The 15972-nt window shown below is 70.0% G+C and carries 8 protein-coding genes; 2 read left to right on the plus strand and 6 right to left on the minus strand.

The features are described 5' to 3' along the window. Window positions 1-164: 164 nt before the first annotated feature. Complete coding sequence (locus tag A9X04_RS20835) at window positions 165-1724, plus strand: serine/threonine-protein kinase (protein ID WP_067924451.1); 1560 nt, start codon at window positions 165-167, stop codon at window positions 1722-1724. A 3-nt stretch (window positions 1725-1727) separates the two neighbouring features. Here the strand turns inward: A9X04_RS20835 and A9X04_RS20840 are convergent, their stop codons facing one another. From A9X04_RS20840 to A9X04_RS20860, 5 genes are all read right to left on the minus strand, one after another. Then, window positions 1728-3905 carry a glutamine synthetase III gene (locus A9X04_RS20840; protein WP_067924454.1) on the minus strand — a complete coding sequence of 726 codons (2178 nt, stop codon included), beginning with the start codon at window positions 3903-3905 and terminating at the stop codon, window positions 1728-1730. A gap of 100 nt (window positions 3906-4005) precedes the next feature. After that, window positions 4006-4500 (minus strand): hypothetical protein, encoded by a 495-nt coding sequence (locus A9X04_RS20845; protein ID WP_067924455.1) that lies wholly within the window; start codon window positions 4498-4500, stop codon window positions 4006-4008. Window positions 4501-4613: 113 nt separating this feature from the next. Then, window positions 4614-6098: an MFS transporter gene (locus A9X04_RS20850; protein WP_067924462.1), complete on the minus strand. Its 1485-nt coding sequence runs from the start codon at window positions 6096-6098 to the stop codon at window positions 4614-4616. A gap of 55 nt (window positions 6099-6153) precedes the next feature. Beyond that, window positions 6154-7947 carry an N-acetylglutaminylglutamine synthetase gene (gene ngg / locus A9X04_RS20855; protein ID WP_067924470.1) on the minus strand — a complete coding sequence of 598 codons (1794 nt, stop codon included), beginning with the start codon at window positions 7945-7947 and terminating at the stop codon, window positions 6154-6156. Then, on the minus strand, window positions 7944-9749 hold the full coding sequence (locus A9X04_RS20860) for an N-acetylglutaminylglutamine amidotransferase (protein WP_067924473.1): 1806 nt from the start codon (window positions 9747-9749) through the stop codon (window positions 7944-7946). Before A9X04_RS20860 ends, ngg begins: the two co-directional genes overlap by 4 nt. 441 nt (window positions 9750-10190) lie before the next feature. Between A9X04_RS20860 and A9X04_RS20865 the strand changes: the two genes are divergently transcribed. Beyond that, the gene (locus A9X04_RS20865) at window positions 10191-10538 is read left to right on the plus strand and encodes a DUF732 domain-containing protein (protein ID WP_067924482.1); all 348 of its coding nucleotides are present in this window, start codon (window positions 10191-10193) and stop codon (window positions 10536-10538) included. A gap of 18 nt (window positions 10539-10556) precedes the next feature. On the opposite strand, the gene A9X04_RS20870 is transcribed toward A9X04_RS20865, so the two are convergent. After that, window positions 10557-15972, minus strand: a 5416-nt coding sequence (locus A9X04_RS20870; RefSeq protein WP_156764448.1) for a non-ribosomal peptide synthetase, incomplete at its 5' end; no start/stop codon positions are given.

A 15972-nucleotide genomic window follows, 5' to 3' on the forward strand; every position in this document is an offset into this window, starting at 1 on the left:
TCGCCGCCCTGGGACGCCGCGCGCCGCGCGGGCCGAGCCGGCCATACCGCCTGGTGACCGACGCGATCGCATGCCGAACGGTGATGCTGTACTTTTCGTGCGATGAGATGGGTGGGCCGCACGAGCGCCCCCCGAGGGTGTTGTGAGTCGATGGGAGTCACTCGATGACCGGCGCGCAGGGGTCGCGGGTGGGGACGATGTTCGGCCCCTACCACCTCAAGCGACTCCTCGGCCGCGGCGGAATGGGCGAGGTGTACGAAGCCGAGCACACCGTCAAGCAGTGGACGGTGGCGCTCAAGCTGATGTCGCACACGTTCAGCCAGGACCCGGTTTTCCGCAAGCGAATGGAGCGCGAGGCCCGCATCACCGGCCGGTTGTTGGAACCGCACGTGGTCCCCATCCACGATTACGGCGAGATCGACGGGCAACTGTATCTGGAGATGCGGCTCATCGAGGGCGTCGACCTGGGCAGCCTGCTCGAACGGCACGGACCGCTCCCCGCCCCGCGAGCCGTGGCCATCGTGCGCCAGGTCGCGTCGGCCCTCGATGCCGCCCACGCGGCCGGGGTGATGCACCGCGACGTCAAACCGCAGAACATCCTGATCACCGGCGAGGACTTCGCCTATCTCGTCGACTTCGGCATCGCCAGCGCGAAAACCGACGAGAAGCTCACCCAGCTGGGCACCGCCGTGGGAACGTTGAAATACATGGCGCCGGAACGGTTTTCAAGCGACGAAGTGACCCCTCGCGCCGACGTCTACGCGCTGGCCTGCGTGCTCTACGAATGCCTGACCGCGACGCCGCCGTATCCCGCCGAGAGCACGGGCGTGTTGGTCGCCGGGCACATGATGCAGCCCATCCCGAAACCCAGCGAGCAGGGATCCGGGGTGAGCCCGGCCTTCGACGCGGTGATCGCCGGCGGCATGGCCAAGGATCCGATCGAACGCTATCCCACCGCCGGGGCCCTGGCCGATGCCGCACACAAGGCGCTCAGCAGCCCCGAACGCGAGCGCGCCGACACGATCCTGCGGCGCGGTGAAACCGCCGGTGCGCCGCCCAACAGCTTCCACACCGAGACGTCGGCGGACCCGCCGCTGCCACAGGCGCCGGCGCCGCCATCGGCCGCCGCCGCGCCGCGCAAGCGCAACCGTTGGCCGATCGTGGCGGCCGCGGCGGTGGCCGTCCTGGCGGCCTGCGCCGTCGGTGGCTGGCTGCTGCTGCAACCCGGCGGACAGCGGCACGCCAAGTCGACGGTCGCGAAAACCCCGCCGCCGTCCAGCGCCGCCCCCAACGACGACCAGGCGCGGCTGATGAGCCTGCTGCCGCCCGGCTACCTCGCGGGAACGTGCGTGCCCGCGACCCCGGAGTCGGGCAGCATCTGGGTGCACGCGGTGGCGATGGTGACGTGCGGGCCGAACACCCAACCCGGCGGCCCCAGCCACGCCACCTACGGGTTGTTCCCCACGCCCGACCGGCTCAAGAGGGCGTTCACCGACGACATCGGCAACGTCAGCCTGGTGAACTGCCCCGGCGAGGGACGCTCACCGATCAGCTGGCACTACGACCAGACGCCCAACGACACGGCCGGCCTGATCGCCTGCGGCACCTACAACAACCACCCGAACGTCATCTGGACCAACGACGAGAAGCTCATGCTCAGCGACGTCTCCGGCGACCCGGCCACCGTCGAGGACCTGCATACGTGGTGGGACGCGTACGGCTGACCCTCACAGGATGTAGAGCATCTCCTGGTAGGTCGGCAACGGCCACAAGTCGTCGGCCACAACGCCTTCCAGCGCATCGGCGGCCGCGCGCACCGCTTCCATCGCCGGCAGCAGCGCCTCCTGCGCGTGGGTGGCCTCCTCGAGCGCCGAGGACGCCGAGTGGTCCGACAGCGCCGAGCGCAGCGCCGCCAGCGCGGCGGTGAGGTCGGACAGCGGGGCCGAAACCGCTTCCAGCGCTGCCGTGTTGGGCTCCACCCCGGCGGCCTTCAGTGTCGCCACGTTCTGGGCCAGCTCGGTCTGGTAGCGCAGGGCCGCCGGCAGGATCACGGTCGTCCCGATCTCGAGGGCCAGCTTCGCCTCGACCCCGATGGTCAGCGCGTACTGCTCCAGCCGCACCTCGTAGCGGCTGTGCAGCTCGCGTTCGTTGAAAACGCCGTACTTCTCGAAGACTTCGACCGATTCGGGCTTGATGAGTTCGGGGATGGCGTCCAGCGTGGTCTTCAGGTTGGGCAGGCCGCGCTCGGCCGCCTCGATCTGCCAGTTCTCCGAATACCCGTCCCCGTTGAACACCACCGCGCCGTGATCGGTGATGATCTCGGTGAGCAGCTTCTGCACCGCCGCGTCGAAGTCCTCGCCGCTTTCGACGGCCTTCTCCAAAATCGTTGCGATGTAGTCGAACGAGTCGGCCATGATCGTGTTGAGCACGATCATCGGGACGGCGACCGTCTGCCCCGAACCGGGCGCCCGGAACTCGAACCGGTTGCCGGTGAACGCGAACGGGCTGGTCCGGTTGCGATCACCGGGATCGGTCGGCAGCGGCGGCAGGGTGTCGACGCCGATGATCATGGTGCCCTTACCCTTCGACGACGTCGCCGCGCCCTTGGCGATCTGCTCGAACACGTCGGCGAGCTGCTCACCGAGGAAGATCGAGATGATCGCCGGCGGCGCTTCGTTGGCGCCCAGCCGGTGGTCGTTGGTGGCGGATGCGACCGAGACGCGCAGCAGCCCGGCGAACTTGTGCACCGCGCGGATCACCGCCGCGCAGAACACCAGGAACTGGGCGTTCTCGTGCGGGGTGTCGCCGGGCACCAGCAGCGAACCCAGCTCCGCATTGCCCACCGAGAAGTTGACGTGCTTGCCCGAGCCGTTGACACCGGCGAACGGCTTCTCGTGGAACAGGCACTCCATGCCGTGCTTCTTGGCCAGCGTCTTGAACACGGTCATCAGCAGCTGCTGGTGGTCCGAGGCGATGTTGGCCCGCTCGAACATCGGCGCCACCTCGAACTGGCCGGGGGCGACCTCGTTGTGCCGGGTCTTGGCCGGGATGCCGAGCTTGAACAGCTCCCGCTCGGTGTCCATCATGAAGCCGAGCACCCGCTCGGGCACCGAGCCGAAGTAATGGTCGTCGAATTCCTGGCCCTTGGGCGGCTTGGCGCCGAACACGGTGCGGCCCGCGTTGATCAGGTCCGGCCTCGCCAGGAAGAAGTGGCGGTCGACGAGGAAGTACTCCTGCTCCGGCCCGCAGAAGGACACCACCTTGTTCAGGTCCTGGTGACCGAACAGCTTCAGGATGCGCTCGGCGTGGACACCCATGGCCTGCTGGCTGCGCAGCAGCGGCGTCTTGTAGTCGAGCGCCTCGCCGGTCATCGACACGAAAACCGTTGGGATGCATAGCGTATTGCCGTTCGGGTTCTCCAGCACGTAGGCGGGGCTGGTCACGTCCCAACCGGTGTAGCCGCGCGCCTCGAAGGTGCTGCGCAGCCCGCCCGAGGGAAAGCTGGAGGCGTCGGGCTCGCCCTGGATCAGGGTCTTGCCGGCGAATTCGGCGAGCGTCTGCCCGTCGGAGACGGGTTCCAAGAAGCTGTCGTGCTTTTCGGCGGTCAGCCCGGTCATCGGATAGAAGACGTGCGCGTAGTGGGTGGCGCCCTTCTCCAACGCCCAATCCTTCATGGCGACCGCGACGGCATCGGCGACAGCCGGGTCGAGCTTGGCGCCCTTGTCGATGGTCGCCACGACCGACTTGTACACCGCCTTGGGCAGCCGCGCCTGCATCTCGGCCTTGGTGAAGACGTTGGAGCCGAAGATCTCGCCCGGCAGTTCACCCGGGACGAAGCTGATGGCAGGAGGGACGTATGCCTCGACGTTGTTGATCGCCTGCAGGCGGACTGCGTTGCCGCTCAATGGAATTCCTATCGCTCAAGGGGGCCCACCGCTTGTCCTCGACGGACGGCTGGACCGGCTCACTTTAGGAACTCTCGATGGCGAATTTGTTACACCCGCGTCACCGGTATCGCCGCGATGGTTGCGATCGTGAGTCGCGACCCGCCGCTGTCGGGCGGGACCCGCGCGGCCGCAGGGCGAACGCCCACGAACGCCCGGAGGGCCCACCCTGCAGACGGGCGATGCGCAGCGCGCCGGCGATGAGGACGGCCGCGAGCGGCAGCTCGCCCACCCCGGCGGCCAGGACCGCGACGACGATGTCGCCGGGTTCGGCGGTGAGCACATCGAACCAGGCGTCGCACATCAGCAGCACGCCCGTCGCGAACGCGAACAACGTCAACAGGGGGTGATTCGTGAAACCAAGGACGGCGGTGGTGACCATGAACGCGAGCAGGAACAGGTCGAATCCGACCCAGGTCACCTGCCAATGCTGGGCGGTGTAGCTCTGCGGCAACGTCACTCCCAGGAAAACCGTCCACGGGATCAGCGCGAGAGCGGCACACAGCGCGAGCCACTCACGCAGCCGGCGGATCTGCACCGAACGGCGGGACCGCATCACCCGTTACTCCGAGGATCTCTCACGCGCGGGGCACGGAGCACACCCGCGATCATCCCAACCGGACCGGACATCCCGACCGGGTCCCTTACGACGTCTTTACGCCGGGGCCGTCAGTCGCGCCCACCGTCGCGGTCCTCGCGGTGTTCGGCGTCCTCGACCGTCAGCGGCAACGCCAGCTCTTCGAGCGGGCGCCGTTCGGCCGCGATGCCCAGCCGCAATTCGACCAGACCCGCGATCGCCATGACCGCCGCGCCCGTCACAAACGACCACACCACCTGGCCGCGCTCCCCGGAATTGATCAGCTGCCCGAACAGCAACGGGCCGGTGATGCCGCCGATCGCAGTGCCCACCGCGTAGAAGAACGCGATCGCCAGCGCCCTGGTCTCCATCGGGAAGATCTCGCTGACCGTCAGGTAGGCCGCGCTGGCGCCCGCCGAGGCCAGGAAGAACGCGACCGCGAGGACGCCCATGAACGCCCAGACGCCGCCGAGCTGGGTCACGAATAGGATCGCGAGCACGACCGCGACCACCGCGGAGCCGAGGTAGGTGGCGGTGATCATCGGCTTGCGCCCGATGCTGTCGAACAGGTGCCCGAGCGCCAGCGGCCCGACGAAGTTGCTCAGGGCCCACAGGATGAAGAACAGTGGCACCTTCCCCGACGGCACCCCGTAGAACCCGCTCAACAGCGTGCCGAGGTTGAACGTCACACCGTTGTAGAGGAAGGCCTGCCCGGTGAACAGCGCCAGCCCGAGGATCGCGCGCCGTGGATAGAGCTTGAACGCCACCCGGGCGATCTCGCGGAACGAGATCGCCTCGCGCTGGCGGATCTTCAGCTTGCGGCCCTGCGGCTCGGGCAGCGGCTCGCCCGTTTCCTGCCGCACCGCCTCCTCGATCTCGCCGACGACCCGTTCGGCCTCCTCGTCGCGACCGTGGATGAACAACCAGCGCGGGCTCTCCGGGACGTTGCGCCGCACGAGCAGCACGAAGATGCCGAAGATGGCGCCGACGCCGAACGCGAGCCGCCAGCCGATGTTGGGCGCGAAGTGCGACGTGTCGAGCAATACGAGCGCACCGGCCGCACCCGCGGCGGAGCCCAGCCAGTACGTGCCGTTGATGATCAGGTCGACGCGGCCGCGCAGCCGGGCGGGGATCAGCTCGTCGATGGCCGAGTTGATCGCGGCGTATTCGCCGCCGATGCCGGCGCCGGTGAAGAACCGCGCGACGAAGAAATACCAGGGGGCGAAAGCGAAGGCGGTCGCGACGGTGGCCACCAGGTACACCGCCAGGGTCAGCATGAACAGGTTGCGCCGGCCGAACCGGTCCGTCAGGTGCCCGAAGAACAACGCGCCCAGGCAGGCGCCCGCGATGTAGAACGCGGCCGCGAGGCCGATCTGCGCGGCGTTCAGGTCGATGCCGCTGCCCTTTTCGGTCAGGCGGGCGGACACGTTGCCCACCATCGTGACCTCGAGCCCGTCCAGGATCCACACCCCGCCCAGCCCGATCACGACGCGCCAGTGGAATCGCGACCAGGGCAGCCTGTCCAACCGCGCCGGCACGTGCGTGGTGATGGTCCCGGTTTGCACGCTTCCGCTCATCTGGCTCCTCTCTGAGTGATCTTCAGAATTACCCAAGCGAAGCAGATGGCAAGCCTCAGCCGCGGTCGGCGCGCGACTCCTCGGGTGTCCAGGCCGCCGGCTGACCCGGGTGGCCGGGGAACAGGAAGTCGATAAAAGCCGCGGCCGTGGGCTGCGGTTCGTGGTTGGCCAGCCCCGGCCGTTCGTTGGCTTCGATGAAGGCGTACTCGGCGCCGGTGACGTCGGGCACCAGCAGGTCGATGCCCGTCACGGGAATGCCGATCGCCTCGGCCGCCGTCACCGCGACGCGGCACAGTTCGGGATTCACCACGGCGGTGACGTCGTGGATGGTGCCGCCCTGGTGCAGGTTGGCGGTGCGGCGCACGCGAAGGCGGCTGCCCTGGGGCAGCACGTCGTCCAGCGCCCAGCCCGCCTCGGCGACCGTAGCCTCGGTGAGGTCGTCGAGCGGGATGCGGGACTCGCCGCCGGTGGCCGCGGAGCGCCGCCGGCTTTCGGCCGCGATCAGGTCCCGGATGCTGTGCTCCCCCGTCCCGATGATCTCCGGTGGCATCCGCAGCGCGGCGGCGACCACCCGGCCGTCGATCACCACCAGCCGAAGGTCGTCGCCCTGCACCCGCTGCTCTATCAGCACGTCCGGGTATTGCTCACGCGCGCGGGCCAGGGCGTCGGCGAGGTCTTGCGGACCGTTCTCGGCGGTCACGCCGACGGTGATGCCCTTCCCCTGTTCGCCGCGGGTCGGTTTGACGACCACCTCGCCGACCTCGGTGAGGAAGTTGTAGTCGCCTTCGTCGAACGTGGCCAGGCGGGCGCGCGGCACCGTGATGCCCGCCTCGGAGACGAGGCGGCGCGTCCGGCGCTTGTCGTCGCAGCGGCACATGGCGACCGCCGAGGTGTACTCGGACAGCGATTCGCGGGTCACCACGCTGCGGCCGCCGTGGGTGAGTCGCATCTCGCCGGTCTCGGCGTCGAGCACCTCGACCCAGATGCCGCGGCGCAGCGCCTCGTCGGCGATGATCCGCGCGTAGGGGTTGAGGTCGTCGATCGTCTCAGGCGGCGGGCTGAACAGCGGTTCGTTGATCGCGTTCTTGCGCTTGATCGCCAGCACCGGGACGCGGCGGAAGCCGAGCTTCTCGTACAGGCCGATGGCGGCGACGTTGTCGTGCGCAACCGACAGGTCCATGTAGGCGCGGCCCGCGTTGCGGAAGCGCTCGGCCAGCGCCCGGGTGAGGGCCGCGCCGATCCCGGGCAGCCCGGCCGCGGGGTCGACGGCCAGGGTCCACAGGCTCGACCCCTGCTCGGGATCGGAGAACAGCAACTCGTGGTCGACGCCGGTGACGGTGCCCACCACGGCGCCGTCCGCGTCCCGCACCGCCAGCAGATAAGTCACGGCCGGCACGTTCAGGTGGTTGTTCCAGATGACGTCGACACCGGCGGGCACCATGCCGCAGCGCACGTAGACCCGGTTCATCGCGTCGGCGTCGACCGGGTCGTTCAGTGTCCGCACGGTGATGCCCAACGGCGGCGCCGACAGGTCTTCCGGCGCGGTGTCGGCGAAACGCAGGCGATAGGTGTGACTGGGGTCGATGAAGAGCTCCGTCGGCGCCTCGGCCACCACCACGTGGGATTCGCGGGCGTAGATACAGATGTCGCGACGCCCGGGGCCCTCCCGGCGCAGCGCCTCCACCAGCTGCTGGGAGTCAGCGAACGTCTGGCCGAAGATGAGCCGGCCCCAGCCCAACTCGAGCTCGACATCCTTGGCCATCGCCTCCACCAGCTCCGGCGGCGAGGCGTCGTGCAGGCCCATCGTGATCGCCTCGGTGTGGTCGCCGGGGGGATCGGCCACGGTCATGCCACCGGACCCGTGATGCCATGCCGTTGCAGCCAGAGTTCGAGCAGGGCGATCTGCCACAGTTCGTTGCCGCGCAGCGGGGTCAGCTTACTGTTGGGGTCGGCCAGCAGGGCGTCGACGGCCTCGGTACGGAACAGGCCGCGCTCCTTGGCCACCGGCGCATACAGCGCGTCGCGCACCATGTCGAGGTAGGGCCCCTCCAGGTGGGTCAGCGCCGGGACCGGGAAGTAACCCTTGGGCCGGTCGATGACCGCCGAGGGAATCACCCGCCGCGCGGCCTGTTTGAGGACGCCCTTGCCCTCGTGCGCGATCTTCAGCTCCGGCGGGCAGGTCGCCGCCAGCTCGACGAGCTCGTGGTCGAGGAACGGCACCCTGCCCTCCAGACCCCAGGCCATGGTCATGTTGTCGACCCGTTTCACCGGGTCGTCCACCAACATCACGGTGGTGTCGAGCCGCAGCGCGCGATCGACGCCGGTCTCGGCACCGGCGCGCGCGAAGTGCTCGGTGACGAAGCGCTCGCTGGGGTCGCCCGGGGCCATGATGCCCGGCCCCAGCAGGCCCGCCAGCTCCGCCGGGTCGCGGTCGAAGAAGGCGCCGCGATACTCGGCGACCGCCCCTTCCAGCGACGCCGCGGCCGGTGAGCCCATCGGCGGGTACCAGTGGTAGCCGGCGAACACCTCGTCGGCCCCCTGGCCCGACTGCACGACCTTCACGTGGCGGGCCACTTCCTGACTGAGCAGATAGAAGGCGACGCAGTCGTGGCTGACCATCGGCTCGCTCATCGCGCCGATCGCGCCGTCGAGCGCGGGCAGCATCCGGTCGGTTCCGATGCGGATCTGATGGTGGTCGGTTTCGAAGCGCTTCGCGATGATGTCCGACCATTGGAACTCGTCGCCCTCGACGCCACCGGCCGCCTCGAAGCCGATGGAGAACGTCATCAGGCCGTGCTGGCCCGCCTCGGCGAGGAGGCCGACGATCAGGCTGGAGTCGACCCCGCCGGACAACAGGCAGCCGACCGGCACGTCGGCGACCAGCCGGCGCTTGACGGCGACGCGGAGCGCGTCGAGCACCGCCTCTTCCCAGTCGGTTTCCGACCAGCCGGCGCGGTCGTCGTGCCGGGTGAAGTCCGGGGTCCAGTACGTGGTGGTGGTGCGCCGGCCGTCGGGCTCGATGGCGATCAGCGACGCCGGCGGCACCTTGCGGACCCCCCGCAGGATGGTCAGCGGCGCGGGCACCACCGAGTGGAACGTCATGTAGTGGTGCAGCGCGATGGGGTCGATGCGGGTGTCCACGCCGCCGCCCGCCAACAGCGCCGGCAGGGCCGAGGCGAACCGGATCCGGTGGGCGTCCTCCGTCAGGTAGAGCGGCTTGATCCCCAGCCGGTCGCGACCGAGCAGCACCCGGCCGCTGTCGCGCTCGACGATGGCAAACGCGAACATGCCGTGCAGGTGGCTGACGAAGTCGTCGCCCCACCGGTGGTAGGCCTTGAGCAGGACCTCGGTGTCACTGTGCGAGAAGAACCGGTAGCCGTGCCCGGTGAGTTCGCTGCGCAGCTCCTTGTAGTTGTAAACGCAGCCGTTGAAGGCGATGGACAGACCCAGCTCCGAGTCGACCATCGGCTGGGCGCCGGCCTCGCTGAGGTCGATGATTTTGAGGCGACGATGTCCGAGCGCGACACGGCCCTGTGACCAGGCACCGGACGCGTCCGGGCCCCTTGGGGTCATTACGGCGGCCATTGCCGACACCGCTGCTACATCGGGGACCCGCCCGTCGAGCCGTACCTCCCCGGTGACTCCGCACACTCCTTGGACCATACCGAAGGCGGTCGCGGCGCGCCCGTACGGCCACTGTGAAATGGATCGGCGGCGTCCGCCCGGGATTTGCCACCCGCGGGATCGGATTTGGGGCGCGGTGAGCCCCGCGACGGTTAAATCTTGGTTGCGGTGTGTTCTCGCCGTCGGAACGCTCCCGGGCCGGTCGCGACGTCCGCCCCCGCGGGTTCCGCCCGTGGGCCGGCCCCCGGACCGCCGCCTTCTGATGAAACCGACTGCCGTGCAATAGGTTCCGATCTCCATCCTGAGGCGGCCGTCCGGCGCACCCGGCCTTGAACCGCCAACCGACCCCGCGGTGCGAGACGAATTGTGTGAGCTGCGCGGTTAGCTCCGGCGAGAAACACGCCTCGGTTCTGGTTAACGTTCAGCCACCACTGGCAACCACGGCCCGGCCGCAGATTGAGGACGACCTTGACGCGAAAGAATGCGCATCGCGGGACTTGGCCGGCGCTCGGCGCGCTCGCCCTCGCATCCGCCGCGGTGCTTTTCGCCGCGCCGGCGTCCGCCGATCCGAACGACGATTCGTTCATCGCGGAGATTCAGCGACACGGAGTCGTCGTCACCGACCGGGGCGCCGCGATCGCCGCCGGACACAACATGTGCGCCGGACTCGACAAGGGCAGGACGCCGAGCTCGCTGGTGATGGGCGTCGCCAGGGCCACGGATCTGTCGGCCCACGAGGCCGCCTTCCTGCTCGGCGCCTCGGTGGCGTCCTATTGCCCCCAGCACAAGGCCAGCGTCGGCGCGTCGTCCTCCTGAGCCACCGCGTCGAATTCGCTAACCGGCGCGCTCCCCGGACACCTTGTCCTCCCGCGACGCCGCCGCGCGCTGAGCATCCTGGGCCAGCTCGAGCCGGCGCTCGGCGAGCACCAGCAAACGCCTGAGCCGCTGTCCGTACAGACCCACCGACTCGCTGGTCAACATGTCGTCATGCCCGCACTCGACCGAGTACATGAGGATCTCGCCGGACACGTGCGGCCGCCAGGACCGCGACAGGAAGGCGCTGCGGTCGCCCCCGTCCTGCGCGGCGGAGAAGACGGTGATGTCCCCGGTGAACACGCCGGGCCGGTGAGCTCGGTAGCGTTCGACGTTCTTGCGGAGGTTGTCGGCGAGGAGGTCGAACAGCCGCCCGGATCGGGAGGCCTCCGGCAGCTGGCCCGCACCGAGGGCCTCTTCCGGCGGGGCCGCCCCGTCGTCCATGGTGGGTTGGGCGTCGAGCAGGATCAGCCGGGCGACCACGCACCCGCGCCGCTGCAGCTCGACCGCCACTGCGTGTGCGACGACCCCGCCGAACGACCAGCCGAGCAGGTTGTAGGGCCCGGACGGGTAGGCCTCCTGCAGCCTGTCGGCGTAGACCTCCGCCATGTCCCGGATCGACCGCGGTTCGCGTTCGGCGCCCGCACGCACCTGTTGAATCCCGATGATCGAGCAGTCCAGGTAGGTGCCGAGCACCTGGTACGGCCAGCTCACACCGCCCGCGGGGTGGATGCAGAACACCGGGATGCCGGCGCCCCGCTTGAGCGTCTGCACCGGAACGACGTCCTGGCCGGACGAGGTGTCCGTGGCCAGTCGCCGGCTCAGGCTTCGCACCGAGGGCGCGTCGAACAGGGTGCGCACCGCGAGGTCGACCGACAGGTCGGCGTTGATGGTGGCGATCAACCGCATCGCGGAGATGCTGTCGCCGCCCAGGTCGAAGAAGGAGTCGTCGACGCCCACCCGCTCGACGCCGAGCACCCGGGCGAAGACGCCGGTCAGGATCTCCTCGGTGGCGTTCGACGGGGCCCGGTACGCGCCGCCGGTGTATTCCGGTGCCGGCAGTGCGCGGGTGTCGAGTTTGCCGTTCGGTGTCAGCGGCAGCGCGTCGAGCCCCAGCACGGCGCTGGGCACCATGTAGACCGGTAGGCGTCCGGCCAGCGTGGTGCGCGCCTCGGCGGGGTCGGCGGTCCCGGTGATGTAGCCGACCAGCCGCTTGTCGCCGGGGCGATCCTCGCGGGCGATCACCACCGCCTGGTCGACGCCGTCCAGCCGGACCAGCGCGGCCTGGACCTCACCCAGTTCGATGCGGTAGCCGCGGATCTTGACCTGCTCGTCGGCGCGGCCCACGTAGACCAGCTGCCCGTCGGCGCCCCATCGCACCAGGTCACCGGTGCGATACATCCGTGTGCCGGGTTCGCCGAACGGGCAGGCCACGAACCGCGACCCGGTCAGCCCGGGCCGCCCGAGGTAGCCGGTGGCCACCCCGGTGCCCGCCGCGTACAACTCGCCGACCACCCCGGGCGGCACCGGCCGCAACCAGGCGTCGAGCACGAACAACCCGGCGCCGGCCACCGGCGAGCCGATCGGTGGCGTCCCCGACCCCGCGTTGAGCGGGGCGCTGATCGCCACGCACATCGTGGTCTCGGTGGGGCCGTAGGCGTTGACCATCACCCGGCCCGGCGCCCAGCGATCGACCACTTCGGCGGGGCAGGCCTCCCCCGCCATCACCAGTGCCACGCCCTCGAGGCCGGCCGGGTCCAGCATCGCCACCGCCGACGGGGTCTGGGTCAACACGCTGACCCCTTCATCGACCAGCAGGGCGCCGAAGTCCCGCGGTGAGCGCACCATCGCCTCGGGCACCACCACGACGCGCCCGCCGCGCAGCAGCGGGGCGAAGATCTCCCACACCGACACGTCGAAGGCATACGAGTGGCATTGGGTCCAGACACCGGGGGCGGGCAGGCCGGCGTCGAGCGAGCCGATCAGCCGGGTCACGTTCTGATGGGTGACCGCCACGCCCTTGGGCACGCCGGTGGTGCCCGACGTGTAGATGAGGTAGGCGACACCGTCCGCCGCCGGCATCGGCAACGCGGTGTCCGGGCAGCCGCCGATTCGCGGGTCTTCGATGTCGATGACCCGGACGTCGCACCCGTCCAGCCGCGACCGCAATCCCCCGGTGGTGACCGCGGCGACCGGCACGGCATCCCCGACCATGAAGCCGATGCGGGCGACCGGGGCGGCCGGGTCGACCGGCAGGTACGCCGCTCCCGTCTTGAGCACCGCGAGGATGGCCACGATCGCCTGCGCCGAACGCGAAAACAGCAGCGCCACAGACTGCCCGGGGCCGGCGCCCTCCGCGGCCAGCAGATGGGCCAATCGGTTCGCCGCCTCGTCCAACTCCCGGTAGGTCATGGACACGCCGGTCCAGCTGATCGCCACCGCGTCCGGGCGATGCGCGACCTGCGCGGCGAACAGGTCCACGATCGACGCCGGTGCCGGCTCCGGCCGGGTCAACGCCGCCCGATTGCCGATCGCGTCCAGCCGGGCGTGTTCGGGCTCGTCGAGCAGGTCGACCGAGGAGAGCCGCCGGGCCGGGTCGGTGGTCATCGCCACCAGCACCCGCTCCAGCCGGTCGGTCAGCGCCCCGATGGTGCGCCGGTCGAACACGTCCGCGTCGTATTCCACGCGGAGGCCGAGCCGGTCGCCGGCCAGGGCGGCTTGCATCGTCAGCGGGTAGTGGTTGCGCTCGAAGACGTCGAAGTCGGTGATGGACAGCTCGTGGTTGACCGCCATCGCGGCCGTTTCCAGCGGGTAGTTCTCGTAGGCGAACAGCGTGTCGAACAGCTTCTCGTGGCCGGTCAGCCGGTGGATTTCGCTGAGCGACAGGTGCTCGTGCTCGAGGGTGTCGGTGTGCGCGCCCTGAAGCTGGTCCAGCAGGTCCGCCGTGGTTGTTGCCGGGGTGATGTGTGCGCGCACCGGGATCGTGTTGATCAGCAGGCCCACCATCGACTCGGCCCCGGCCACCTCGGCCGGCCGGCCCGAGACCGTGGTGCCGAACGCGACGTCGTGATTGCCCGTCAGCCAGATCAGGAGCTGCGCCCACGCGGCTTGCAGCACGGTGCTGACCGTGGTCTGGCGGGAGCGGGCCAGCTCGGCGATCGCCCGGGTGGTGTCGGCCGAGACCGCGAACGTCTCGAGGCCCCGGGCGCCGGGCTCCAGGTGGTGCGGCGGCGCGACGAGCGTCGGGGTGTCGAAGCCGGCGAGCACCTCGCCCCACGCGGACCGCGCGGCGTCCAGGTCGCGTTCGGCCAGCCACGTGACGAATCCGCGATACGGCGGCGGCGGGGCCAACCGCTGCCCGGTGAGGCTGGCGAAGGTCTCGTTCACCAGGATCGGCACCGACCAGCCGTCCAGCACGATGTGGTGAATGGTGAGCACCAGCCGGTGCCGGTTGGCCGCGGTGCGGATCATGGCGACCCGGAAGGCGGGTTGATGGGCGACGTCGTAGACCGCGGCGCGTTCGGCGGCGCACAGGTCCCGGAGGCGGTCGTCCTGGCCCTCGCCGTCGCCCCCGCCTTCGGCGAGTTCGACGTACCGCCATGCCATCGCCGGGTTCGCGGGGACGATCTGCACCGGTTCGTCGGGCCGGTCCCAGAACCGGGCGACCAGGTGCGGATGCCGGTTCACCACGGTCTGCACGGCATCGCGCAGCCGGTCACGATCGAGCGCGCCGACGACGCCGATGTCCAGCTGCACCACATACAGGTCGCCGGAATCCTGGCCGCCCCGCGTGGTGGTGGCGTGGAAGAGCAGTCCCTGCTGCAACGGTGTCAGCGGTAGCACGTCGGCGATCGGGGCTTGCCGCTCGAGCTCGTCGATCTGCTGCTGGGTCAACCGGGCCGGCAGAATGTCCGACGGGGTCAGCCCGCCCCCGCCGGATCGCACGAGGGCGCAGATGCCGGTCAGCGCCTCGAACCAGAGCCGGCTCAGCCGGGTCACCTGCGCGCGGTCCAGCACCGACGGAGCCCACGTCCAGTTGGCGTGCAGCTGCGGGCCGTCCTCGGTGTCGGCGGTGCCCGCGTTGAGGTCCACGGTGTGCATCAGCGGCATGGGCACCGCCGTGCTGGTGCCGGTCACCGAGGAGCCGTCCCGGGAGATCCGCCACAACTCGTCCGACAGCTCGGCCGCGGCGCCGCCCAACCGGCCCAGGTAGTTGAAGCCGATCGTCGGGTCGGGGCCATCCAGGCCGGCCTCGGTGTTCAGGTAGCGCAGCAGCCCGTAGGTCAACGGGTCGGGCAGCGCCCGGAGCTGTTCCTTGGCGTCCTTGAGCACCGCGCTCAACGCCGGGTCACCGGAAAGCACACGCTCCCAAGGCAATTCGCCCACCGTCAAGGAGACCGGGTATTTGGTGGTGAACCAGCCGACGGTGCGCGACAGGTCGACTCCGGGCGCGAGTTCCTCGTGGCGGCCGTGGCCCTCGACGTCGATGCCGATCGGCGCGACTTGGGCAGGGTTGGGGCCCAGGAACTCCGCCCAGGCCAGGGCGTAGCCGATCAACAGGATGTCGTTGACGCCGGCATGGAACGCCGCTGGCGCCTCCCCGAGCAGCGTGCGGGTGGTCTCCGCGTCGAGCTGCACCGAGAGGTGCTCGGCGGTCTCGTACGTGTCGGTCTCGGGGCGCACGGCCGGCAGGGCGGGCGGGGTGGCCGCTATCCGCCTCCAGGCGTCGGCCCGCTCGACCACCGCCGGGGTGTGCGCGTGCTCGCTGAGCAGGGCGGCCCAGCGGGCGAACGACGTTCCACCCGGCGGCAACGCCACCGGCTGGTCGCCCCGATGCTGCGCCCAGGCGATGTTCAAGTCCTCCAACAGGATTCGCCAGGACACGCCGTCGACGGCCAGGTGGTGGATGATCAGCACCAGTTGGCGGGTGGAGGCTGCCCATAGCGCGCTGAGCATCGCTCCTTCGGCCGGGTTCAGCCGCGACCGCGCCTCGAGCACCGCCGCGTCGGACAACACCTCGACGGTGTGCAGGCAGTCGGCGGCGTCCACCGCACCCGGCTCGGGCACCGTCAGCGACCACCCGTCCTCGACACGCAGTCGCAGCATGGCGTGCCGATCCAGCACGGCCTGCAACACCGCCAGCACGTCGGCCTCGTCGGTCCCCGCGGGCGCCTCCACGACCATGGTCTGGTTGAACTGGTCGACCGGACCCTGCACGCCCTGCAACCACCGGATGATCGGCGTTGCGGGCAGTTCTCCGGTGCCCTCGTCGGTCACGCCGTCGTCGCCGTCGGCCGTGCCGACCACGCGGGCCAGTCGGGCGACGGTCTGCTCGACGAAGATGTCGCGGGTCCGGCATGTCAGGCCGGCGGCGCGGGCCCGCGTCACCACCTGCATCGAGGAGATGCTGTCGCCGCCCAGGTCGAAGAAGGAGTCG

Origin of the sequence: Mycobacterium sp. E3247 (assembly GCF_001667785.1) — a bacterium.
Lineage (GTDB): Bacteria > Actinomycetota > Actinomycetes > Mycobacteriales > Mycobacteriaceae > Mycobacterium.